This window comes from Neisseria sp. Ec49-e6-T10, assembly GCF_051132615.1.
Classification (GTDB): domain Bacteria; phylum Pseudomonadota; class Gammaproteobacteria; order Burkholderiales; family Neisseriaceae.
The window spans coordinates 2,149,399-2,173,065 of record NZ_CP152375.1; the positions used below are offsets into that span (position 1 = coordinate 2,149,399).

The 23,667-nt window shown below is 38.5% G+C and carries 18 protein-coding genes; 6 read left to right on the top strand and 12 right to left on the bottom strand.

Annotation, left to right across the window (positions count from 1 at the left end; genetic code table 11):
* Positions 1-28: 28 nt before the first annotated feature.
* On the top strand, positions 29-1,663 hold the full coding sequence (aceF, locus tag AADH04_RS10885) for a dihydrolipoyllysine-residue acetyltransferase (RefSeq protein WP_434777300.1): 1,635 nt from the start codon (positions 29-31) through the stop codon (positions 1,661-1,663).
* A gap of 88 nt (positions 1,664-1,751) precedes the next feature.
* Positions 1,752-3,530 carry a dihydrolipoyl dehydrogenase gene (gene lpdA / locus AADH04_RS10890; protein WP_434777301.1) on the top strand — a complete coding sequence of 593 codons (1,779 nt, stop codon included), beginning with the start codon at positions 1,752-1,754 and terminating at the stop codon, positions 3,528-3,530.
* 57 nt (positions 3,531-3,587) lie between these two features.
* On the opposite strand, the gene AADH04_RS10895 is transcribed toward lpdA, so the two are convergent.
* Positions 3,588-4,202 carry an isochorismatase family protein gene (locus AADH04_RS10895; protein ID WP_434777302.1) on the bottom strand — a complete coding sequence of 205 codons (615 nt, stop codon included), beginning with the start codon at positions 4,200-4,202 and terminating at the stop codon, positions 3,588-3,590.
* A gap of 126 nt (positions 4,203-4,328) precedes the next feature.
* Between AADH04_RS10895 and AADH04_RS10900 the strand changes: the two genes are divergently transcribed.
* Both AADH04_RS10900 and AADH04_RS10905 read left to right on the top strand, forming a co-directional pair.
* The gene (locus AADH04_RS10900) at positions 4,329-5,207 is read left to right on the top strand and encodes a LysR family transcriptional regulator (protein WP_434777303.1); all 879 of its coding nucleotides are present in this window, start codon (positions 4,329-4,331) and stop codon (positions 5,205-5,207) included.
* 126 nt (positions 5,208-5,333) lie between these two features.
* The gene (locus AADH04_RS10905) at positions 5,334-5,993 is read left to right on the top strand and encodes a cytochrome b/b6 domain-containing protein (RefSeq protein WP_434777304.1); all 660 of its coding nucleotides are present in this window, start codon (positions 5,334-5,336) and stop codon (positions 5,991-5,993) included.
* A 404-nt stretch (positions 5,994-6,397) separates the two neighbouring features.
* Here the strand turns inward: AADH04_RS10905 and AADH04_RS10910 are convergent, their stop codons facing one another.
* Genes AADH04_RS10910 through trkA form a run of 3 tightly spaced genes read right to left on the bottom strand, consistent with a single transcriptional unit; the run spans position 6,398 to position 11,239 of the window.
* On the bottom strand, positions 6,398-8,308 hold the full coding sequence (locus tag AADH04_RS10910) for a transglycosylase SLT domain-containing protein (RefSeq protein WP_434777305.1): 1,911 nt from the start codon (positions 8,306-8,308) through the stop codon (positions 6,398-6,400).
* Between the two features lie 4 nt (positions 8,309-8,312).
* A complete protein-coding gene (locus AADH04_RS10915; RefSeq protein WP_434777306.1) occupies positions 8,313-9,860 on the bottom strand; it encodes a TrkH family potassium uptake protein in 1,548 nt (515 codons plus the stop codon).
* Positions 9,860-11,239: a Trk system potassium transporter TrkA gene (gene trkA, locus AADH04_RS10920; protein ID WP_434777307.1), complete on the bottom strand. Its 1,380-nt coding sequence runs from the start codon at positions 11,237-11,239 to the stop codon at positions 9,860-9,862. The genes AADH04_RS10915 and trkA overlap by 1 nt, the downstream gene beginning before the upstream one ends.
* 484 nt (positions 11,240-11,723) lie before the next feature.
* Between trkA and ahpC the strand changes: the two genes are divergently transcribed.
* Both ahpC and ahpF read left to right on the top strand, forming a co-directional pair.
* Positions 11,724-12,287 (top strand): alkyl hydroperoxide reductase subunit C, encoded by a 564-nt coding sequence (gene ahpC / locus AADH04_RS10925; protein ID WP_434777308.1) that lies wholly within the window; start codon positions 11,724-11,726, stop codon positions 12,285-12,287.
* Positions 12,288-12,494: 207 nt separating this feature from the next.
* The gene (ahpF, locus tag AADH04_RS10930) at positions 12,495-14,054 is read left to right on the top strand and encodes an alkyl hydroperoxide reductase subunit F (protein WP_434777309.1); all 1,560 of its coding nucleotides are present in this window, start codon (positions 12,495-12,497) and stop codon (positions 14,052-14,054) included.
* A 41-nt stretch (positions 14,055-14,095) separates the two neighbouring features.
* Here ahpF and AADH04_RS10935 read toward each other — a convergent pair whose 3' ends face one another.
* From AADH04_RS10935 to AADH04_RS10970, 8 genes are all read right to left on the bottom strand, one after another.
* Positions 14,096-14,791, bottom strand: a complete 696-nt coding sequence (locus tag AADH04_RS10935) for an SIMPL domain-containing protein (protein WP_434777310.1) — start codon at positions 14,789-14,791, stop codon at positions 14,096-14,098.
* A 12-nt stretch (positions 14,792-14,803) separates the two neighbouring features.
* Complete coding sequence (locus AADH04_RS10940; protein ID WP_434777311.1) at positions 14,804-15,430, bottom strand: trimeric intracellular cation channel family protein; 627 nt, start codon at positions 15,428-15,430, stop codon at positions 14,804-14,806.
* Between the two features lie 81 nt (positions 15,431-15,511).
* Positions 15,512-16,921 (bottom strand): pilin, encoded by a 1,410-nt coding sequence (locus AADH04_RS10945; protein ID WP_434777312.1) that lies wholly within the window; start codon positions 16,919-16,921, stop codon positions 15,512-15,514.
* A gap of 49 nt (positions 16,922-16,970) precedes the next feature.
* A complete protein-coding gene (locus AADH04_RS10950) occupies positions 16,971-18,236 on the bottom strand; it encodes a hypothetical protein (protein ID WP_434777313.1) in 1,266 nt (421 codons plus the stop codon).
* A 198-nt stretch (positions 18,237-18,434) separates the two neighbouring features.
* Positions 18,435-19,685 carry an ATP-dependent Clp protease ATP-binding subunit ClpX gene (gene clpX / locus AADH04_RS10955; RefSeq protein WP_434777314.1) on the bottom strand — a complete coding sequence of 417 codons (1,251 nt, stop codon included), beginning with the start codon at positions 19,683-19,685 and terminating at the stop codon, positions 18,435-18,437.
* Positions 19,682-20,320, bottom strand: coding sequence for an ATP-dependent Clp endopeptidase proteolytic subunit ClpP (gene clpP / locus AADH04_RS10960; RefSeq protein ID WP_434777315.1), 639 nt, complete (start codon positions 20,318-20,320; stop codon positions 19,682-19,684). Before clpP ends, clpX begins: the two co-directional genes overlap by 4 nt.
* Before the next feature lie 87 nt (positions 20,321-20,407).
* The gene (tig, locus tag AADH04_RS10965; protein WP_434777316.1) at positions 20,408-21,727 is read right to left on the bottom strand and encodes a trigger factor; all 1,320 of its coding nucleotides are present in this window, start codon (positions 21,725-21,727) and stop codon (positions 20,408-20,410) included.
* 282 nt (positions 21,728-22,009) lie between these two features.
* A complete protein-coding gene (locus tag AADH04_RS10970; RefSeq protein ID WP_434777317.1) occupies positions 22,010-23,626 on the bottom strand; it encodes an FMN-binding glutamate synthase family protein in 1,617 nt (538 codons plus the stop codon).
* Positions 23,627-23,667 lie beyond the last annotated feature (41 nt).

Below are 23,667 nucleotides of genomic sequence, written 5' to 3' on the forward strand. Positions count from 1 at the left end.
GCAAACTGAATAAAATTAAGGAAAGACCATGAGCCAACTGATAGAACAAAAAGTGCCTGATATTGGCGGACATGATAATGTAGATATTATTGATGTTGCGGTAAAAGTCGGTGACAGTGTCAATGTAGATGACACACTGATTACCTTAGAAACAGATAAAGCAACAATGGATGTACCAGCAACACAAGCCGGTATTGTAAAAGAAATAAAAGTAACAACTGGCGATAAAATCAGTGAAGGTGGTGTGATTTTGGTTCTGGAAAGTGCTGCTACTCAAGCCGCTACTACCCAACCTGTAGAAGAAACTAAAACACAACCAGTTGCAACTGCAGCTCCAACCGCTTCGTCTAATGGACAAGATATCACACTCGTTGTGCCTGATATTGGTGGGCATGATAATGTCGATATTATTGATGTAGCAGTTAAAGTGGGCGATACAATTAATGTAGATGATACGTTAATTACCTTAGAAACAGACAAAGCCACCATGGATGTTCCTGCAACTGCTGCTGGTGTGGTCAAAGAAGTCAAAGTCAAAGTAGGGGACAAAATCAGCGAAGGTGGTGCGATTGTGGTTGTTTCTTCTTTAGCAACAACATCTTCAGTTAAAACTGCCCCTGCTCAAGTAGAACCTACAGCACCACAAGCAACGACTGTAGCCAGCCAAACAGCTGCGCCAGCACCACAACAAGCACCTCGTCAAAGAGAAGCATTTGGTGCGACACCATTTAATGAGCAAACCTTTATCAAAGCACATGCAAGCCCATCAGTACGTGCATTGGCGCGTGAATTGGGTGTTGATTTAGGCCAATTAAAAGGTACTGGTCGTAAAGGCCGTATTGTTGCAGATGATATCAAGAATTATGTAAAAGCTGCTTTACAAGGCAATACTGCTAGTGGCGCGGCAGCAGGCACATCATTAGGTGGTGGTTTGGATTTATTGCCATGGCCTAAAGTAGATTTTGCTAAATTTGGTGAGGTCGAAGTACAACCATTAAGCCGTATTAAGAAAATTTCTGGGCAAAACTTAAGTCGCAATTGGGTGATGATTCCTCATGTTACCGTCAATGAAGACGCTGATATGACTGATCTTGAAGCATTCCGTAAGTTAATGGTAAAAGAGTGGGAAAAAACAGGCGAAAAACTGTCTCCTTTGGCTTTTATCATTAAGGCGTCTGAGTTGGCTTTAAAAGCCTTCCCTGAATTTAACTCCTCTTTGGATGGCGATAATTTGGTATTGAAAAAATACTACAATATTGGTTTTGCAGCAGATACACCAAATGGATTGGTTGTGCCTGTGATTAAAAATGTAGACCAAATGGGTGTGCGTGAGATTTCAGGAGAATTAACCCGTTTATCTGGCTTGGCGCGTGAAGGTAAGTTAAAACCAACCGATATGCAAGGTGCGTGTTTCACTATTTCCAGTTTAGGTGGTATTGGTGGAACAGGCTTTACCCCAATTGTAAATGCACCAGAAGTGGCTATTTTAGGTGTGTGTAAGTCACAAATCAAACCTGTTTGGAATGGTAAAGAGTTTGAACCGCGCCTAATGTGTCCATTGTCGTTATCATTTGATCATCGAGTGATTGATGGTGCAGCAGGTATGCGTTTTACCGTATATATTGCTAAATTGTTAAGTGATATCAAGCGTTGGGTGTTGTAAGTAATTTGCTTTAAAGGCTGCCTAGGTAAGTATGGCAGCCTTTTCATATATCAATAATGAGTTTGAACTCATTTTGGGAGTAAAAATAATGGCTCTAGTTGAATTAAAAGTCCCTGATATTGGTGGGCACAGTAATGTAGATGTAATTGATGTTCTGGTTAAAGCAGGTGACAGTGTCGCTTTAGAAGACGCATTGATTACTTTGGAAACAGATAAAGCAACGATGGATGTGCCTGCTGAACAAGCAGGAGTGATTAAAGAAGTTAAAGTTGCCGTAGGCTCTAAAGTCAGTGAAGGTGATGTGATTGCGTTGGTTGATGTTGCCGCTAGTGAACAAGTGGCACAAGCTACTACCAGTACAACATCTGAGGCAACCAAATCTGCACCTGAGGCAGTTGTTGCACCAGCTGCTGCCAGTTTTTCAGGTAGTGCAGATACAGAATACGATATGCTGGTTTTAGGTGGTGGTCCTGGTGGTTATTCTGCCGCTTTTCGTGCTGCAGACTTGGGGTTAAATACGGTTATTGTTGAGCGATACAGTACTTTAGGTGGTGTTTGTTTGAACGTAGGTTGTATCCCATCTAAAGCGTTGCTACACAATGCTGCGGTAATGGACGAAGTGAAGCATTTGGCTGCTAATGGCATTAAATATGCAGAACCAGAAATTGATATTGATGCTTTACGTGGATATAAAGAAAAAGTCATTTCTAAGTTAACGACAGGTCTAGCTGGTATGGCGCGTGCACGCAAAGTGACTTTTGTTCGAGGTGTTGGGCAATTTATTGATCCAAACCATATGGAAGTTGCCTTGACCCAAGGTTCAGGACAAGAGCTAACAGGTGAAAAGCAAACCATTAAGTTTAAACAGGCCATTATTGCTGCTGGCAGCCGTGTGGTGAAACTACCTTTTATTCCAGAAGATCCGCGTATTGTCGATTCAACTGGCGCTTTAAAATTACAATCTGTTCCAAAAAGAATGCTGATTATTGGTGGTGGCATTATTGGGTTGGAAATGGGGACAGTTTATTCCACTTTAGGTGCGCGCTTAGATGTGGTTGAAATGATGGATGGCCTGATGCAAGGTGCAGACCGTGATATGGTTAAAATTTGGCAAAAATACAATGCCCATCGTTTTGATAATATTATGACTGGCACCAAAACAGTTGCCGTTGAGGCCAAAACAGAGGGTATTTATGTGACTTTTGAAGGCGAAAATGCTCCTAAAGAGCCTCAATGTTATGATCTAGTACTGGTTGCTGCTGGCCGTGCGCCAAATGGCTTAACCATTGGTGCGGATAAAGCAGGTGTTGCTGTGTCAGAAAGAGGTTTTATCAATGTTGATAAACAAATGCGTACCAATGTGTCCCATATTTTTGCCATTGGGGATTTAGTAGGGCAACCAATGTTGGCACATAAAGCTGTACATGAAGGACATGTGGCAGCAGAAAACGCCGCAGGGCACAAAGCTTTCTTTGATGCTCGTGTGATTCCTGGTGTAGCCTATACTGACCCTGAAGTTGCATGGGTGGGCGTAACAGAAGAAGTAGCCAAAAAAGAAGGCATTAAAATCACCAAGTCCGTTTTCCCTTGGGCTGCTTCTGGTCGTGCCATTGCCAATGGTCGTGATGAAGGCATGACAAAGCTGATTTTTGATGAACAAACAGGGCTGATTATTGGTGGTGCGATTGTGGGTACAGGAGCAGGCGATATGATCAGTGAAATTTGTTTGGCCATTGAAATGGGTTGTGATGCTGAAGATATCGGTAAAACCATTCACCCTCATCCTACTTTAGGTGAAAGTATTGGTATGGGCGCAGAAGTGGCTTTAGGCATGTGTACCGATTTGCCACCAATGAAGAAAAAATAATCTGTTTCATTGTATTAATCAAAAAACAGCAACCAATGGTTAGGTTGCTGTTTTTGATTATCTAATGTTTCCTTGAGTCAGTAGATCAAAAACATTTTCTTGGTATAAAGCATTAAAAAATGCTTCAGAAGCTGGATGAGACCAGTCACCTAACATATCAGCTAGGGCAGGAAAGGTGGTTAATGTGTCAATTCCTGCCAGGTTCAATCGACGTTCTGCATGTTGCTCTCCTAAGCGGGTATTGCCTCCTGAAGCATCCATTAATGTTATGACATTAAAGCCTTCTTTTTTTGCCGAAAGGGCTGGTGGTGTCAAACAGACTTCTGTTGTGAGCCCAGCCATTATTAGATTTTTTTTGCCTGTGGTTCTAACTGCATTGGCAAAATGAGGATCATCCCATGCATTGATGACGCCAAATCGTTGTATCCGATTTTCATAGGCTTCTGGTAAAATTTCCTTCAACTCTGGTAACAGCAGACCTTGTGCTTGATCTTCCATGCTGCTGGTTAAAACAACAGGCATAGCGGCACTTTTGGCAAAGCGAGCCAATACACGGGTCCAGACTTTTACTTGTTCTCTTTCTTCTTTTGTTAAAGCACCTGCCCAGTTGATGGTACCGACTTGGTGGTCAATTAAAATAAGTGCAGTGTTTTCGATTGTAAATTTATTCATGATGTGTTTCCTCGTCTATTAAGTGATTTAAGTTCAGTCATGAGTGACAGTAAGTATATTTTATGTTTGCTATATATGAAAATAAATGTTTAAATTAAGAATTATGATTCCATTTTTGGAAATATAATGAATAATCTATTACGTGATATTGTTTTTTTTGTTGAAGTAGCCAAACATATGAGCTTTAGTAAAGCTGCCGAAGCGATGGATATGCCTAATTCATCTTTATCTCGGCGCATTGCTGCTTTAGAAAAAGAGCTGGGGTTAATGTTGTTTCATCGCAGTGCTCGAAAAATAGAATTAACCGAAGCTGGAACAGTTTATTATGAACAATGTAGGGTTTTAGTAGAACAAGCTGCTGAAGCCAAAGCTTCTTTAACCCATCATATGTTGGAGGCGTCAGGGCATTTGAAGATGTCTATTCCTGTAGATTTTGGCTTGAGTTATTTGAATAATGCCTTGGTTTTGTTTTCAAAACAATACCCAAAAATACATATGGATATTGAGTTGTCTCCTAGGCAAATTGATTTTTCTACGGAACACTTTGATTTGGCTATTCGTTTAGGGCAATTACCCGATTCTCGTTTGATTGCTCGAAAAATTACCACTATTGAACATAAGCTATATGCTTCTAGATCGTATTTACAATCAAAATCAGAATTGATTAGGCCTGAGGATTTACATCAACATAATTGCTTGGCTATGCGCCAAGCAGAAACAATGTGGTTGCTATCAAATGATCAAGAAACTTTATCGATACAGATAAACCCATTACATATATTGGGCAATCAGCAATTATTATTGCATTATGCTTTAGAAGGTTGTGGAATTGTTGCTTTAGGTGTGAATGTTGTTCAGCCATATGTGCAAAGTGGGCGATTGGTCTGTGTTTTACCAAAATACTCTATGCCTGAACGGCCTGTATATGTTGTCACGCGGGGCAGGCAATTGCCTTTACGGATACAAGTATTTATTGATTTTTTAATTGAATATTTTAATAAATAGCCATGATTTAAAAAGAAAAATCAACAGAAAAAAGGGTAAAATCGGTCTTTTTTATAGCACATTTATGTTAAAAACGTTAGAATATACACATAAAAGACAATCGGATTGATTACAGGAAACGATAGAATGAAACAACGTGTACGTGTTTGGGACCTGCCAACAAGGGTTTTTCATTGGTCATTGGTATTGGGTATTGCTTTTATGTACTACTCTGCAAATAATGGCATGATGGAAAGGCATTTACAAGTAGGTGTTTTTTTACTGGGTTTGGTTTTATTCCGCCTTTTTTGGGGTGTGCTGGGCAGTCAAACTGCACAGTTTCGTCATTTTATTAAAGGGCCAAAACAAATCAAACGTTATTTGACAGGGCAGTTAACCGAAGCGGAACAACCAGGGCATAATCCTGTAGGGGCTTTGATGGTTGTGGCTTTGCTGAGTTTGGTTTCCTTACAGATCATCACAGGGTTGTTTTCGCCAGACAATAACACTTATATTTATTCTGGCTATTTGAATGGGTTGGTTAGCAGTAAAGTAGGCGATGCGATGTTGTTTGTTCATCAAAGATTATTTTGGGTACTGATTGGTTTTGCCTGTGTACATGTGTTCAGTATATTGGCTTATGCTGCATTAAAACGGATAGACTTAATTGGCCCAATGTTTACTGGATACAAAAAAATTGAGGGTGATACACCTAATTTACGCTTTGCGTCAAAAGGTTTGTCTTGGGTTATTGCCATTATTGTTGTTGCGCTTATTTATTTAGGGCACTTCCTGATGCAAGGATAAAGCAATGGTTTTATTGATAAAAGCAGGCTTAATTGTAAGCCTGCTTTTTTGTTAAAGCTTGCTGATAAGTAATTCAGCTTTGCCCAAATTAATTAAGCTGGTTGCTCATCAGTTGTGGGTCGAAGGAAAGCAAATCATATAATGGTTGTATTTCTTGTTGATGGGATAGGGCATTAGTATCAACAATGACCAGATTGTTTATTTGCATAATACGTTTGATTTGTGGCCACCAATTGACATAGTGGATGCGTTCGGCAGCTAAGAAAATAAGTTTAAATGTTTATCTTGAAATAATGTTAAAGCATGGCCTGTATCACCTTATGTGATTTTTGGTTTTTATATAGAAATACCCCTGAATGAATAATCAATTCAGGGGTATTGAATAAGTGAAGTGTTTCGGTGATTTATTTACCAGGAACAGTACCCATTCTTTGTTTAAGAGAGATGTGTGGCTGACCGAATAAGCTGGCATAGTAAACAGAGTTGGTCATCACTTTTTGCACATAATCACGTGTTTCGTTAAAAGGAATGGTTTCTGCATAAATTGTGCCTTCTAAAGGTCTGTTGGCACGCCAGTTACGTGCTCTGCCGGGGCCTGCATTATAACCCGCGGTGGCTAATACTTCGTGACCTAAAGTATCATGAACATGATCAAGATACCATGTACCCATTTGGATATTGGTATTGATGTCATCAATGCGATAGCTGCCAATCCCCATTTTGCCTGCAATCCATTTGGCCGTTGCTGGCATAATTTGCATAAGACCCGATGCTCCAACGGTGGAGCGGGCACCAATAATAAATCGGCTTTCCTGACGGATTAAACCATATACCCATGCTGTATCTAAACCAAGAGGGTCAGCGTAACTTTGGGTTACATCTTTATAAGGCGAAAGATAACGTAAGGAATAGTCTAGTTTTTCATTGGTTTGTTCCGCAGAAAAAATGGCCATTTCTAAAAAACCATTTTGCTGTGCTAAAGCGGCAGCTGCCAGTAAATCATCTTCTGATCTATTTCTCATGGCAAAACGCCATTCTCTGCGAGCGTCTTCTCTTAACTCTGCACGGCCTTCTGTATTAGAGGCATGAAACAGTGCCAATGCTCGGGCAATGGCAGGCTCTGAATTGACTTTACGTATAGCAGCATTGCTTGCTTTACCTACATTGCTTTGTGCGGTGACTTTCCCTCCAAGCTCTTCTGTAGACAAAACGGCATAGTAATTGCGTCCTGTTTTGCTGATTTTTTGCCATATTTCTTGGGCAGCAGCTAGGTTGCCTTGTACTTGATAACATCTGGCAAGCCAATACTGCCATGGGTTACTTTGTTGAAGATCTACTGGCATATTGCGAATAATTCGTGCCAATGAATCCCAGTTTTGTCCTCGTAATGCTGCTCTTGCCCACCATTCCCATTGCTCATTGGTCAATTGAGCAGAGTCTGCTTGATTAAAATAACTCAATGCAGCGGACATATTGAGTTTTTTTGCTTCTGCTAAGCCTAATTTACCCCAAACAAAACCTTCTTGTTCTGAGTTTAAATTGCCCCCTAAACGAGACAGTTGGCTGATAGATGTACCTTTTTTAATGGCTTCTGGATTACTGGCTGCAAAAAGTGCACCTTCGATTTCTCCCTGTGTACCAGAACCAATAGAACCACCCAGTTGTGTAGGTAATGGGCTACCCAGTGAACGTGCTAAAGAACGTGCGGCAGTGGTTTGGTTTTTGCCCAGTAAAGCGCGAACGCGTTGCCATCCTAGTTTTGAATCAATCAGATTATTTTGTGCTGCTAAGCCTAATAAGGTGTTACAGCCTTCTGGCAGTTTAGCATCACTTTTCATGATGTTTTCAATAAAAATAGACTCACTTGTGCCTTGATTGATCAAGTTAATTTGTTGGTAGCAGCTGACTTCTTGATCGGTACCTTTAGGGTCAAGTTTGGTAAATTCTTGATTAAATGTTGACCATTGTCCTCGTTTTGCCAGACTTTTTAACCACTGATTGCGTACTCTTTCTGTTAAGTAACTGTTTTCAGTTTGTTGGCGTAAAAAAGCACCTGCAACCAAATCATCATCGGTTTCTGCTGCTTTTAGGGCAGCCCAATATTGAGGATATACAGCCAGCAATTCTTCTGGAGACGTGGTGGCGGCAATTTGCTGAATGTCTTGTACGGTACTGGTTTTTTTGCGGTAAGTATCACGTGCTTTGAGCACGTCTTGATTGATGCCTGCATAAATAATACCAGAGGCAATGGTGATGATGCCTACACCAATTGCCATGTTTTTTTTACTAAAATACATAGATAAACCTTTTTTCATCGGGTTATTTGCGCCAATAGGCAGGAGTAAATAAAATCAAAATGGTGAATATTTCCATGCGGCCCATTAACATTGCAAGCATACAGACCCATTTTTGATAGGCTGTTAAACTGGCAAAGTTGTGGGTCGCATCAATAATCCCTAATCCTGTTCCATTGTTGGTAATACAGGAAATTGCTGCGGAAAAGGAACTAAAAAAATCCAGATCAGAAAGCATTAATGCAAAACTAAACAATATAATAGTGATAAAGTAGACAAAAATAAAGGCTAAAGTGGAAAATGCCATTCTTTCTGAGACGGGGGAGTTGTTTATTTTCACTGTTCGCACAGCATTAGGGTGAAGCAGCAAGATCATTTCTCGTACACTAAATTTGAACAATACAATGGCTCGTGCCATTTTAATGCCTCCACCAGTGGATCCAGAACCTGATATAAATGTGCCCAAAAATAACATCCATAATGCAATAACGGGTGGCCATACTGTGTAGTTTGCGCCCATAAACCCAGCAGTTGTACCAATTGAGACATAATTAAAAAATACATGCCTGAATGATTCGCTAAATGAGTAAATGTTTTTTAACCATAAATAAAGTGCAGCCAGAATAATGCTGGTGAATAAAATTGCAAATGCGTATTTCGCCTCTTGATCGTTTTTGTAAAAAGAGAGTTTTTTGGTTTTAAAGGCAAAAAAGTGGGTGGTGAAGTTCATAATAGCCAGTAACATGAACACACATAAAACCATTTCAATGGCAACTGAGTCAAAGTAGGCAATACTGTGATCATGCGTTGAAAAGCCACCTAAAGACAGCGTTGATAAAGCATGACAAACAGCATCTAGCCAATTCATGCCTGCTAATTTAAGGGACAAAATACACAAAAACGTCAGGAATACATAAACAAACCATAAATGTTTGGCAATTTTTGTGATTTGGGGGGCCAATTTATTGTTGTCACTTTGAAAGCCGGGCATTTCTCCCTTATATAGTTGGACACCGCCTAGACCAAGCAATGGGAAAATGGCGACAGCAAGGATGATGATCCCCATGCCGCCAATCCAATTTAAAAAGTGCCGCCAAAAATTCAGTGATGGGGCAAGGCTGTCTAGCCCTGTCATAATGGTTGCACCTGTTGTGGTCAACCCTGAAATAGACTCAAAAAATGCATCGGTAAAGGTAATATAGGGAAAATGGATATAAAAAGGTAGGCAAGCGACCAATGCGAAAATAATCCATAACAGAACCACAAAAGTAATACCGTCACGGGGTTTGAGTTCACGTTGGTATTTTTGTGTAATGATCCAAGTAGATGCTGTGATTAAAGCGGCAAAGGCAGAGGAAGTTAAATAAGTATGCAGTAATCCATCGTCATAAATGTAAGAAACTAAAGCCGGCAATAATAAAATGGCTGAGAACAGCAAGCCTAATTTAGACAGTGCGTGTAAGATAGGGTAAAGCTTATGCCTAAAATCGTACTTTACATTAAATGCAGTCGATCTTAAGGGTTTAAAAAACGTTCTTTTTGGAGGCTGATGTCGTTTTTGTGCTTTGCTCATCAAAAGAACCCTAATTTTACTTGGATTAATTTTTCCAGTTCTTTAACAGCAGTATTTCTGGAAACAAAGAAAATTACATGATCATTGTCTTCTAATACTAAATCGTGATGGGCAATCAATACTTGCTCATTGCGAATAATGGCATTGATATAACAGCCTTTGGGCAGTGCAATATCTTCAATACTGCGACCAATCAATTTAGAGGTATCTTTATTTCCATGAATAATGGCTTCCATAATTTCAGCACTGCCATGGCGAAGTGGGTACACCCCTTCGATATCACCACGGCGAATATAAGCCAGAATCGAACCAATGGTTGCCATATGTGGGGAGATGACAATATCAATGCTATTGCCTTCAATCAGGCTCACATAGGAGGAGCGATTAATCAGTGCCATGACTCGTTTTGCCCCATAGCGTTTAGCCAATAATGCAGACATAATGTTGTTTTCGTCATCATTGGTGACGGCACAAAAAACATCGGTTTCATCAATGTTTTCTTGTTTGAGTAAGGTTTCATCAGTAGAAGAGCCCAATAAAACCAGCGAATCATTTAAGTTTTCAGACAACCATTCTGCTCGTGTTTGTCTGTTTTCAATGACTTTTACATCAAAATGATGCTCTAAACGACTGGCTAAACGAAAACCAATATTGCCTCCACCGGCAACAATGACTTTTCTGGCTTTACGTTCTGAATGTCTGACTTCATCTAAAAGTAGGGGGATATGATCTTTAGCACCAATGATAAAAACTTCATCTCCTTCAATAATGACCGTATCGCCTTCAGGTGTAATCAAGCGATTGTTGCGGTAAATGGCGCAAATATTACCGTCTACTCCTTCTGGCAGGTCATTGCGGATTTCTTTAATGGGCTTGCCAATTAACTTACCACCTAAGCGAGCAGAAACAGCGACCATTTGCGCTTTTCCATCAGCAAAGCTTAATACTTGTAGTGAACCTGGGTGCTCAAATAGTTGATACAGATGATCGGTAACCAGTTGTTCAGGGCAAATGGATTCATCTACGCTAAAGCTTGTTAAGGCAGAACCTTCTTTGTATTCTAAATAATCAGAAGCGCGGATACGGGTGATACATGTTGGGATATTAAATATATCTGCTGCTATTTTGGATGCAGCTAAATTAATACTGTCTTCTCGGGTTAACGCCAATAATAAATCGGTATCTTTAGCACCTGCTTGCTCTAACACACTAGGGAGCGCAGCGTTGCCTTCAACTGTTTGTATATCCAGCCGATCACGAAGTTTTTTCAGTACGTCATCGTTTGTGTCAACAACAGTAATGTCGTTGCTTTTGCTGGTTGCTAAATTTTGTGCAACAGATGAACCAACTTGACCGCCACCTAAAATAAGAATTTTCACAGTAATATACGTCACATAAGAAATATAATGGAGTCACATTTTAAATTGAAATAGAGGCAATTGCATTAAGAAATTGAAACAAAAACAATGATTATTTAATGGATAAAACTCTTACTTGAATATAATGTAAATATCCAGTAAATACAAGCCGTTCATTAGAATTAAGAAAAACAATGTTACTCATAGGGATATTTGTGCTTTTAGGGTATTTTTCGATGTGGATTATTAGGGTATACTCTAAAGCTTAAGTATGGTTATGTGTTAATCAATCTTTTTATGTGATTGATTATCATCAAGAAGAAGTTTTCTGAAAGAAATAATAACAAGGTTTATCTTAAAAATTGGTCAGTACACCATACACTTCCGCCATTTTGATAGTAAAAAACAATTGTTATAATTAAATCAATTGAATTTACAAATTAAAAATACCTGTTATTATGGATACATGATTTTTTAACCACTAACTGAATGAAGGAAACACATTATGTCTTTAATTAATACTACGGTTAAACCTTTTAACGCAACAGCTTATGTAAATGGTAAATTTGAGCCTGTATCTGATGCAGATTTAAAAGGTAAATGGTCAGTTGTTTTCTTTTATCCTGCTGACTTTACTTTCGTTTGCCCAACAGAATTAGGTGATTTGGCAGACAACTACGAAGAATTTAAAAAAATGGGTGTAGAGATCTATTCTGTATCTACCGATACCCATTTCACTCATAAAGCATGGCACGACACATCTGACACAATTGGTAAAATCCAATATCCAATGATTGGTGACCCAACTGGTGTGATTACCCGCAACTTTGAAGTGATGATTGAAGCTGATGGTTTAGCAGAGCGTGGTACTTTTGTGATTAATCCAGAAGGTCAAATCAAAATTATTGAGTTGCATGACGGTGGTATTGGTCGTGATGCTAAAGAATTACTACGTAAAGTTCAGGCTGCTCAATATGTTGCTGCTCACCCAGGTGAAGTATGTCCTGCTAAATGGACACCAGGTGCAGAAACTTTAGCACCATCTTTAGACCTAGTAGGTAAAATCTAAGGTTTCAAAACAGGAACGCGTTCCTATACAAAAGCATCATTTATGTTTTGAAGTAACTGGCTTTAGCTGGTTACTTCAAAATAAACACTCAGTATTTTTAAATTAGTCCGTTTGTAACTGCTGTCTTCATCAACTAAAAAAGATCTTTCTTTAAGCGGCTTAATTTAAGCAGTTTGGGCTTGTTATATAAATTTTAAAGGGAATATCATGGGTATTTTAGATCAAAACTTGACCAATCAACTCAAAACATATTTGGCAAATTTGCAAAGGCCTGTTGAATTAATCGCATCTTTAAATGATTCAGAAGATGCAAAAAAAATGTTGGGTTTGTTAAAAGAAATCGAGGTATTGTCTGATAAAGTGACTGTAAAAGAAAATGGTACCAATGTACGTAAGCCTTCTTTTCAAGTCAGTACCCCAAATGTATCAACCAATATTCATTTTGCGGGTATTCCTCTAGGACATGAGTTTACTTCTTTGATTTTGGCTTTGTTGCAAGTAGGTGGTCATCCACTCAAAGTCAGTGAAGAGACGATTGCCCAAATTCGTGCTTTAGATGGGCAATATCAATTTGAAACCTATATTTCATTGACCTGTCAAAATTGTCCTGATGTGGTACAAGCATTGAATATTATGGCGTTATTAAACCCTAATATTGAACACTCTATGGTTGACGGTGCCATTTTCCAAGATGAAGTGAATGAGCGTCAAATTATGGCGGTACCATCTGTTTACTTGAATGGTGAAGTGTTTGGTCAGGGACGTATGACTTTAGAAGAAATTGTGGTGAAATTAGACAGCAATGCTGGCGCAAAAGCTGCTGAAAAATTAAGTGCTAAAGAAGCGTTTGATGTTTTGGTGATTGGTGGTGGTCCTGCAGGTTCTGCTGCAGCCATTTATGCTGCACGTAAAGGTATTCGTACAGGTGTTGTGGCAGAGCGCTTTGGTGGTCAAGTATTGGATACGATGGCTATTGAGAATTTTATTTCAGTTAAAGAAACTGAAGGCCCTAAATTAGCAGTTGCTTTGGAAGAACATGTTAAAGAGTATGGTGTTGATATTATGAACTTGCAAAAGGTGAGTAAATTGATACCAGCTGCACAAAAGGGTGGTTTACATGAAATCGAATGTGTCAGTGGTGCGAAATTAAAAGCAAAAACTGTCATCATTTCAACAGGTGCTCGTTGGAGAGAAATGAATGTACCAGGGGAGCAAGAGTATCGCGCCCGTGGTGTGGCTTACTGTCCTCATTGTGATGGTCCTTTATTTAAAGGTAAACGTGTTGCTGTTATTGGGGGTGGTAACTCTGGTGTGGAAGCTGCAATTGATTTGGCTGGTGTAGTCGGACATGTGACTTTACTTGAGTTTGGTGAAACACTGAGAGCTGATGCTGTATTGCAAGAGAAATTGCGTAGTTTAGACAATGTAAAAATCATTACGCAAGCACAAACTACAAAAGTACAAGGTGATGGACAAAAAGTGACAGGGTTAGATTACACTGATCGAGCAACAGGTGAGCAACACCATATTGAACTTGAAGGTATTTTTGTCCAAATTGGTCTGTTACCAAATACTGACTGGTTAAAAGGTACCGTAGAACTAAGTCCTCAAGGTGAAATCATCACCAATGCCAAGGGAGAAACTTCTGTTGCTGGTGTCTTTGGCGCGGGGGATGTGACCACTGTTCCTTACAAACAGATTGTGATTGCTATTGGTGAAGGTGCCAAAGCTTCGTTAAGTGCTTTTGATTACTTGATTCGTCAATAATTTTTTTAGCCTAAAAAAGCGACCTATTGGTCGCTTTTTTGTTATTTACTTAACTGAATTTGGGCCGAAACACGTAAGATAACATCTTGTTTGCCTGCTTCTACCTCGGGAATATAGGCTGATTGTGCTGAATCCATTGAAATTGAAGCGCTCTTTGCCATGCTCATTCTTTGGTAAACAGGTTGAATGCCTTGTTGACCAATATCCAGTGTCACAATTTGATAATGATTTAAACCGATATTTTTACCAATAAACAGTGCTTTATTTTTTAAACGTTGTAATGCTTCTGCGGTCAGTTCATTTTCTAAAGACAATAGTTTGTCTTTAGACACGGTGAACGAGATATCTTGAATGCGCGCATAACTTTGTACATCAGCAATAAATGTATTGATGGCATTAAAATCTTTACTGGTTAATGTAATGGTTGCTGTTTCTCGCCAAACATTACTTTTGGTATCTGTTCTGTAACTATTACGCCCAGCTAGAGCAACCTCAAGTGCCTTATTTTGACGTGCTTTTTGTAAAAGTTGGTTGGTTTGTAAGGTGACTTTTTTAGTCAGTTCGGCTGGGGTTTTGCCTTCTTCTTGAATGATGAGTGTCGCTGTCATTTCGTCACGTTCAACAGAGCGGCTGGCCGATTCGCTTAGATTAACCAAATTATAATTTAGTGGTTGTGCTTGTATTGTGGCTGCACTGATTAAACCAATGAATGCAAGTGTGTGTGCCCATTTATTCATATGTGTTTTTCCTTATGTTAAAGTCGGAAGTCGTAGTTTGTATTTGGTGGTTAATAAACGTATAACGAAGACAGATAAAGCAGTAATAAGTTCATTTATTGGGGTGATGACGCCAAAATAGTGTAATAGGCAGAAAATACAACCTCCTATAATACAGGCAATTGCATAGAGTTCTTGTGTGAATACAATGGGCACTTCATTAATCATAATGTCACGGATAATCCCACCTACAATGCCTGTAATGGTACCCATAAAAACACTGATCCATGTGGTGTAACCAAAAGCCATGGCTTTCTCTACGCCAACCACTACAAATAGCCCTAGGCCAATACCGTCAAACCAGAAAAAAGTATTGTCCAGTTTGGCTAAAAAGCGACGGAAGATAATCACAAATGCCAATGCAGCAATTGTACACCATAAATATAGACTGGAAAGCATCCAAAAAGGGGTAATGCCCAGTAATAAGTCGCGCAATGTACCGCCCCCAATAGCAGTTGCATAACCGACAACTAATGCACCAAACCAATCAAAATGTTTGCTGGCTGCTAAGCGGATACCACTAATAGCGAAAGCAATGGTGCCTGCTATTTCAATAATATTAAATAGTTTGATTTCATTTAATAATGTAAGTGTGTACATAATAGGGTAGGTCTTTTATATAAAAGTAAAAATTGCCTTGGCAATATACAGCCAAGGCAATTTTATTGTGTTTTAGGCTAACTATCTAGCTGATTTGGTATTAATTGAACATAATGACTCAATTGATGAGGTATCAATCTCTTTTTTACCACCTGTGTAAAATGTGCAGTGCCATTGTCCGATGGCGTCACGTTTAAACATAAATCGAGTACCAATGAATGCTTGTGTTGCTGGCTTTTTGAAAGTAGCAGTCACGGTCACTTGATCAGGCTTTTTGCTATTTTGTTGGATCGTTAGCCGTATTTCGTCAGAAGGGCTTTCAATGAATTGGCTGTTTTTAATTTTTTTTGCTTGCGCTTGAGTACTAACAGGTTTTTTCCCTTCGAAAATAGCCATTTCTACAGGCATCTTAATCATAGCGATTTTATCATATATTTGTCTTAAATCCTCTTCAGAATCATTATGATCAAGTGTTTCGAGATTTTTTGTTTTGAAATCAACAATAGAAGCTTCATCAGGGTTAAAGGGTAATGACACAGATCCATATTGAGTAATATTAACTTGAACATTAATATTCTTTGCTTGATTCAGTAATTTTGTCAGTGAGGGTAAATAATAAAGTTCTGATAAAACAGCAGATGATATGGTGTCATCTAATTTGTTGTTCGTGAGTCGAACAATGTCACCTTGGCTATTTAACACAACATTCATACTAAATAATATAGGGTTGTCTGTTAATTGAGCCTGAGATGTAGAAGGTGTTTCTTCTTCGTCCTCTGTATGGAATGTTTCTTCATGAAGAACATGATTACGTGTAGAAGGAAACAGCTTTTCAAGCTGTTGTTGGCTTAAATTAATGCGTATTTTGGTTTTACCACCTAACTGACGATCTTTTTTATCTAAAGGAACACTGACAAAAGCTGTTTCATCAATTGAATCAAATAGTTGTTTGATCTCTTCAATTGAGAGGGATTCTCTTGATTTTGGTAAAGAAAAACGAACGTATTTATTCTGGTAAGCTAGGCGCTCTTTTTCTGGCATCAGGAAAGAGAACTGAGGATTAAAGTCTCGTACATCTAATACGATATTGTTTTCTTTATTTTCTGTTTTTGTGAGTAAAGTTGCTGTTTTTATATTGACATAAATATGATCTGTTTTTGTCCTTAAGTTTGCTTGGGCGCTGGTTTTCTTTTGTATGTGATCATATGCACCTTTAGTATAAAACTGTGTATGTGCCAATAAATGACTCAAAATGATATCTTCAGCTCTTTCTTTTCCTTCTTCCTGTTGCTTAGCTTGCTTTGAAGTTGCTTGACTAGAAGAGTCAAAATCAATAATGGTTTCAAATTCATAGGATTTTGATAACAAAGGCTGGATACCTTTTTGTAAGGCCATTTTTGGGTCTTGTACTGGTGTGATACTTTGGCAGGCGGTTAAGCTCAATACCGTACTAAAACAGACAATATAAATAGAATTTTTTAAATAGGACATAGGTTGTTTCTCGTAAATGTAAATCGGTTTACTCATACTTGAGCAGGGTTTATTCTTGGGTAACTGAGGCCGCAGCATCTTCATCTTTAATTTCTATCGTTGATTGAGCATCTACAGCCTCTTCTAGAACTAAAGTTTCGTCTGTTTCTTGTTCATCATCAGTGCTATCGTCTATTTCAGCTTTTTGTTGTTCATTTTTAGGAAGGTCAATAATTTGAGAGGCTTTAGGCTCAAAACCTAAATTTGGGCGATTAGTATATTTGATTAAATATTCTGCAGAACTTATTAAATCAGGTGCCGTATTAGGAATGTTAAGTATATGATTAAACAGGGACATGGAAGTTGTGCTGTTTGATGTTATTTTAATAAACTGGTTTTTACTATTTAAAAGGTAGTCCATTTGGATGGGGGTATTGAAATAATCTTCAAAAGCTTTATTTTGTTCATTATCTTGTTTTTCTTCTGAGAGACCTCCAAAGATACCTGCCAACTCTGTTTTCTTTTTCTCTAATTGTTCTTCAAAATTTAATTTAGTTGTTTCTTCTGATAATGATTCGGGCATCATCATGTCAAGAAGAACATACATTTCTGTAACGGTCATCATCATTCGGATTTTTTTGACACCAGATTGTGCTTTGTCCTCAGATGATAGGGTAACTTCTTGAAAAAAGCGGTCTGGTAAAGCTGAGAGTAGGGTATTGTTTTGTTGAATAAAATATTGTTGAAAATCCTGAATGTTGGCTATTTTCTTGATGGTATTAATTTCTTCTCCAACATCAATTCTGATGTATTTATTTTGATATTCTTGAGGCGAAATAGTTGTTTTATCCATTAAGAATGGATTTATTTCATTAAAGCCAAAGATATAAGTGTGATTGCGATAATCATATAAAAAAGGAAGTGTGATCTTGGTGTCTAAATTATGAGACTGTGAAGACAAATCAATATGAATACCCATTTTCTCCTTTTTCCTGTCAACTCCGCCTTTTATGTACATTTGGCTGTTTCCAGCGAGGTTATAAGTGGTTTCTAAAATAGAACCTATGACTTTAAAGGCAGAGCTAAGGATTGCTGAGAAATAATCTTCTTTGTCTTGGGGCTGTGTGGCTGATAAGACTGATTGTTGAGTATTGTCTGATTTGAGTAAATAAGTGCTTTTGCCTTCAAATTCAAAGGAGTTTTGCCACAATTGTTCTGTGGCATGTAGGAATAAGGCTTTAGAATGATCGGTATTTGTTTGAGCCAAAGCAGTTTGTATACTTAAAAGTAGACAGGATAATGATAATACCTTAATGGTACGTGTAAGAGCCGACATAATATAAAAGCCTTTAATAAAATAAATGGGGGTCATTATAAATGGTTATGATGTGTTTGTGTGTATCACTGAAATAACCGTCAAAATTTTCGAAAATGGAGTTTGAGCTGAAAAAAACAATGCTCATTGAAATGTTTGTGTACAAAAATAATGGGATAACCTTAAATTAAAGGTTATCCCACAAGATAGTAAAAATTATTATTTGTAAATCAATTCAGGCTGTTTGCCTTCATCAATAACTTTTTCATCGATAATGACTTTAGACACATTATCTTGACTAGGTAAATGATACATCGTTTCTAATAAGGCACGTTCTAAAATAGAGCGTAAACCACGGGCACCTGTTTTTCTGGCCATTGCTTGTTTGGCAATACTACGTAGAGCAGAAGGCAGGACCTCTAGTTGCACATCCTCTAAATTAAACAAAGCTTGATATTGTTTGATTAATGCGTTTTTAGGCTCAGTTAGAATCATCACCAAGGCTTCTTCGCTGAGTTCTGCCAATGTTGCCGTTACTGGTAAACGGCCGATCAGCTCAGGAATCAGACCAAATTTGATTAAATCTTCTGGTTCCACTTCAGCAAAAAGTTCAGTGATGCCTTTGCTATTATCTTGGCTGACAATCTCTGCACCAAAACCTATGCCACCTTTTTCTGAGCGGCGGCGAATGATTTTATCCAGTCCATCAAATGCACCCCCACAAATAAATAAGATATTAGTGGTGTCGACTTGAATGAATTCTTGATTTGGGTGTTTACGTCCGCCTTGTGGTGGTACAGAAGCCACTGTTCCTTCAATCAGTTTGAGTAAGGCTTGTTGGACACCTTCACCTGATACATCTCGGGTGATAGAAGGGTTGTCACTTTTACGGGCAATTTTGTCTATTTCATCAATATACACGATGCCTCGTTGTGCTTTTTCAACATTAAAATCACATTTGCTCAGCAATTTAGTGATGATTTGTTCTACATCTTCACCAACATAACCAGCTTCTGTAAGTGTTGTGGCATCTGCCATCACAAAAGGCACATCTAGGCGACGCGCAAGCGTTTGTGCCAATAAAGTTTTACCAGAACCAGTCGGACCAATTAATAAAATATTGCTTTTGGCTAACTCTATATCCAATAATTTTACTTTAGGATGGTGTAAGCGTTTATAGTGGTTATAAACAGCAACAGATAAGGTTTTTTTGACCGAATCTTGCCCAATCACGTGTTCATCTAAGCTGCTGCACAATTCTTCTGGAGTGGGTAAATCTTCGAATTTAGTCACATCCGCTGCAGGTGCTTCTTCATCTGTATAACCACGATTATTGTCTTGGGCAAAAATTTGGCCGCAGGCTGCAACACATTCGTTACAAATGCAGCCGCCATCTTTACCTTGAATCAGTTGGTTGACTTCGTCTTCTGATTTTCCACAGAAGGAACAGTGTTGTAAATCATCACTCATGAGGCAGCCTTAATATCTGAATGATTAGCTAAAACTTGGTCAATTAGACCATAATCGCAAGCGTCTTGTGCAGACATAAAGTTATCACGATCAGTATCTCGTTCTAACTCTTCTAGTGTTTTACCTGCACGCTCGGCCATGATTTGGTTCAATTGTCTTTTGATTTTGATTAATTCTTTGGTATGAATTTCAATGTCAGTTACTTGTCCTGATAAGCCACCGCCACTTAATAGAGGTTGATGGATCATAATACGGCTATGAGGCAAAGCAAAGCGTTTACCTTTTGCACCAGCTGACAGTAAAAATGCCCCCATGCTGGCTGCTTGGCCAAGGCATAATGTAGAAACGTCAGGCTTGATGAAATTCATTGTGTCATAAATAGATAAGCCAGAAGTGACCACACCGCCAGGGGAGTTAATGTATAAAGAAATATCTTTATCTGGATTTTCTGACTCTAAGAATAACATTTGTGCCACAACCAGATTGGCTGTTTCATCTGTGACAGGGCCAACCAGAAAAATAATGCGTTCTTTAAGTAGGCGTGAGTAAATATCATAAGCACGCTCACCTCGGCCACTTTGCTCAACAACCATAGGGACTAAGCCTAAAGATTCAATGCTTGGTTTATTATGCATAAGTATGCTCCTTGAAATATGTGTATATGGTACAAAAGCACTAAAGCGACTTTTTGCCGCTTTAGTGCTTCAAATGATTATTTGCGTTTAAGCTGTACGTGCCTGTGTATCCATAATGTCGTCAAAAGTCATGTTTTTCTCATTTACTTTTGCTTGCTCTAATACGTAATCAACCACGTTAGATTCTAATACCAAAGAAGTAGGGCCTTGTAGGTTTTTCTTGTCAGAATAATACCATTGAACCACTTCTTCAGGGTCTTCGTAGCTGTCAGCAAATTCTTCAACTAAAGCTTTTACTTGCTCATCTTTTGCTTCTAGTTTGTTACTATCAACAAGGTGAGCTAAAATTAAACCTAAAGAAACACGACGCTCAGCTTGTTGTTGGAACATCTCTGCTGGTAATTGTGGCATGGTTTTAGGGTCCAAACCTTGATTGGCAAAATTTTGACGCATTTCGTTCATTAAGCGAACAATTTCTTCTTGTACCAATGCATTGGGTAGTTGGATTTCGGTTGCATCCAATAAAGCTTGCATTGCACTTTCTTTGGTCATTTCTGCTGTTCTGCGTTTGACTTCACGCTCAACATTTTTTTTGATTTCTTCACGCATTTTTTCTACGCTGCCATCTGTAATGCCTAAAGATTTTGCAAAAGCCTCATCAACTTCTGGTAACTCAGCTTGGGCTACATTATGTACTGTAATAGCAAAAACGGCATTTTTTCCAGCTAAGTCTTTGCTATGGTAATCTTCTGGGAAGGTAACATTAATGTCTTTTGTTTCACCTTCTTTCATGCCTTTAATACCGGTTTCGAAGTCTGGTAACATACGACCTTCACCTAATACAAATGGGAAGTTTGTTGCACTACCACCTTCAAATGCTTCACCGTCAACTGTGCCTTTAAAGTCAATAATGACACGATCGCCTTCTTTGGCTTCACGTTCTACTCTTTCAAAACGAGTACGTTGTTTACGTAAAACATCAATGGTTTTTTCCACTTCAGCATCGCTCACTTGGCAGCTGACTTTTTCGACTTCTTTACTACTTAAGTCACCAATAGTCACTTCAGGATAAACTTCAAAAGTGGCATCAATGGTTAACAATTTTTCGTCAGGTTGTTCTTTTTGTGCTTCAAAACTTGGGTAACCTGCCATTTTGATTTTTTGATCAACGATCACTTGGAAAAATGCTTTTTGAACTGTTTCGTTGACCACTTCTTCATTGATACCAGCACCATACATGGAAGCAACCATTTTTAACGGTGCTTTGCCTGGTCTAAAACCTTGAATTTTTGCTTTTTTTTGCGCTTTTTTAATGCGTGTATCGACTTCAGCATTCACATCTTCCCATTTGATTGAAAATGTGTATTTACGTTTTAAACCTTCTAAATTTTCTAACTTAGCTTCCATTAGTGAACCCTTTAATCTTAAGATGATGACAGCAACTTTTTGTTTTTTCTAAAAAAATAAAAAAGTGGCTTGTACAGTATTCAATTTAACAGGCGATTTTACCATGGGAATAGATTTTGAAACAGCTTTTTGTATTTGATGAAATAAATTTGTGACGAATAATTAAAATTAAGCTCTTTAAAATTTTATACAGTGATTTGACATAATGTGTTTTTGAATGAAATTTAAGAAACCAAAAACGCCTATAGGATATAGGCGTTTTAGATATTTAGATGTATTTAGTTAATAAACAACAGACACATCCGCATTAAAACTTTCGGGGGAGGCTGCAGCCCACATTTTTTGATAAAACGGATCTTGTACTGAGCCATTAATCAGTGCATTTTCTTCAATAAAAGTATAAAGAGAAGAAAGGGGCTGAATTCTACCATCTGCAAAACGTCTGGAAACATGGTGTGCGGTAATTTGGGCTGGGTGTTCTAGGCCTGCGGCCGCAACCATTTCAGATAAAGCTTTGAGCGTATTTTTGTGGAAGTTAAACACGCGTTCTGCTTTATCTGGCACTACTAATGCTTTTTGGCGTTGCGGATCTTGAGTGGCGACACCTGTTGGGCATTTATTGGTGTGGCAGCTTTGTGATTGAATACAGCCAACAGCCATCATGAAACCACGTGCTGAATTAATCCAGTCAGCGCCAATAGCCATGGTGCTGATGATGTCATAAGCACTGATGATTTTACCTGCAGCACCAATTTTGATTTTGTCTCGTATGCCAGCGCCAACCAGTGTGTTATGCACAAATAATAAACCTTCACGCATAGGCATCCCAATATGATCACTAAACTCTAATGGTGCCGCTCCTGTACCACCTTCTGTTCCATCTACAACAATAAAATCTGGGATGAAACCTGTTTTAAGCATGGCTTTGACGATACTCATAAACTCCCATGGGTAACCAATACACAATTTAAAACCGACAGGTTTGCCATTGCTTAACTCTCTTAATTGGCTTAAAAAAGCCATAAATTCCATTGGGTTGCTAAATGCAGAATGAGAAGGTGGTGAAATACAATCTTCTCCCATTGGAATGCCTCGTGTAATGGCGATTTCTTGAGTAATTTTTTCTTTTGGTAAAATACCACCATGGCCAGGTTTGGCACCTTGGCTTAATTTTACTTCAATCATTTTGATTTGTTCATGCGCTGCAGTTTGGGCATACTTAGTTGCATCAAATGTACCATCTGCGGCACGACAACCAAAATAGCCACTGGCAATTTCCCATATCAAGTCCCCACCATATTCTTCATGGTGCATACTGATACTGCCTTCTCCGGTATCATGTGCAAAATTACCCATTTTTGCGCCTTTATTTAAAGCTTTAATCGCGTTGGCACTTAAGCTACCAAAGCTCATGGCGGAGATATTAAATAAAGATGCTGAGTAAGGTTTTTGGCATTGCTCATTACCAATACTGATACGATAACTGGAAATAGGTTGGGCTGGTTTGGGGGTCATGGAGTGCCCAATAAACTCAAAACCTTGTTTGTCTGTATCCAGTAAAGTGCCAAATGGTTGATCTGCAGTAAGATTTTTGGCTCTTCTATATACTAAAGAGCGTTGGGCACGGGAAAAAGGCAATGCTTCATTTTCTGCTTCAACTAGATATTGACGAATTTCTGGTCGAATATTCTCGATTAAATAACGCATATGTCCTAATATTGGATAGTTGCGTAAAACAGCATGTCTTTGTTGAATAACATCATATATGCCTATTAATGATAATAGGCCAAAAATAGTAAATAATGCCCATATCCAGTTAAAAAATGGTGTCAAACATAGTGACAATATGGTGAGGATAAGACAGGCAATAAAAAAGCTATAACGATTAATTTTCATCATTTTTTGTACTCGAATTGTAGATGTGAAATGATTGTTTTATG

What these genes read in the sequence shown, in the direction of transcription:
- aceF (WP_434777300.1), top strand. Translation starts at nt 29, where the DNA reads ATGAGCCAACTGATAGAACAAAAAGTGCCTGATATTGGCGGACATGAT.
- lpdA (WP_434777301.1), top strand. Translation starts at nt 1,752, where the DNA reads ATGGCTCTAGTTGAATTAAAAGTCCCTGATATTGGTGGGCACAGTAAT.
- AADH04_RS10895 (WP_434777302.1), bottom strand. Translation starts at nt 4,202, where the DNA reads ATGAATAAATTTACAATCGAAAACACTGCACTTATTTTAATTGACCAC.
- AADH04_RS10900 (WP_434777303.1), top strand. Translation starts at nt 4,329, where the DNA reads ATGAATAATCTATTACGTGATATTGTTTTTTTTGTTGAAGTAGCCAAA.
- AADH04_RS10905 (WP_434777304.1), top strand. Translation starts at nt 5,334, where the DNA reads ATGAAACAACGTGTACGTGTTTGGGACCTGCCAACAAGGGTTTTTCAT.
- AADH04_RS10910 (WP_434777305.1), bottom strand. Translation starts at nt 8,308, where the DNA reads ATGAAAAAAGGTTTATCTATGTATTTTAGTAAAAAAAACATGGCAATT.
- AADH04_RS10915 (WP_434777306.1), bottom strand. Translation starts at nt 9,860, where the DNA reads ATGAGCAAAGCACAAAAACGACATCAGCCTCCAAAAAGAACGTTTTTT.
- ahpC (WP_434777308.1), top strand. Translation starts at nt 11,724, where the DNA reads ATGTCTTTAATTAATACTACGGTTAAACCTTTTAACGCAACAGCTTAT.
- ahpF (WP_434777309.1), top strand. Translation starts at nt 12,495, where the DNA reads ATGGGTATTTTAGATCAAAACTTGACCAATCAACTCAAAACATATTTG.
- AADH04_RS10935 (WP_434777310.1), bottom strand. Translation starts at nt 14,791, where the DNA reads ATGAATAAATGGGCACACACACTTGCATTCATTGGTTTAATCAGTGCA.
- AADH04_RS10940 (WP_434777311.1), bottom strand. Translation starts at nt 15,430, where the DNA reads ATGTACACACTTACATTATTAAATGAAATCAAACTATTTAATATTATT.
- AADH04_RS10945 (WP_434777312.1), bottom strand. Translation starts at nt 16,921, where the DNA reads ATGTCCTATTTAAAAAATTCTATTTATATTGTCTGTTTTAGTACGGTA.
- AADH04_RS10950 (WP_434777313.1), bottom strand. Translation starts at nt 18,236, where the DNA reads ATGTCGGCTCTTACACGTACCATTAAGGTATTATCATTATCCTGTCTA.
- clpX (WP_434777314.1), bottom strand. Translation starts at nt 19,685, where the DNA reads ATGAGTGATGATTTACAACACTGTTCCTTCTGTGGAAAATCAGAAGAC.
- clpP (WP_434777315.1), bottom strand. Translation starts at nt 20,320, where the DNA reads ATGCATAATAAACCAAGCATTGAATCTTTAGGCTTAGTCCCTATGGTT.
- tig (WP_434777316.1), bottom strand. Translation starts at nt 21,727, where the DNA reads ATGGAAGCTAAGTTAGAAAATTTAGAAGGTTTAAAACGTAAATACACA.
- AADH04_RS10970 (WP_434777317.1), bottom strand. Translation starts at nt 23,626, where the DNA reads ATGATGAAAATTAATCGTTATAGCTTTTTTATTGCCTGTCTTATCCTC.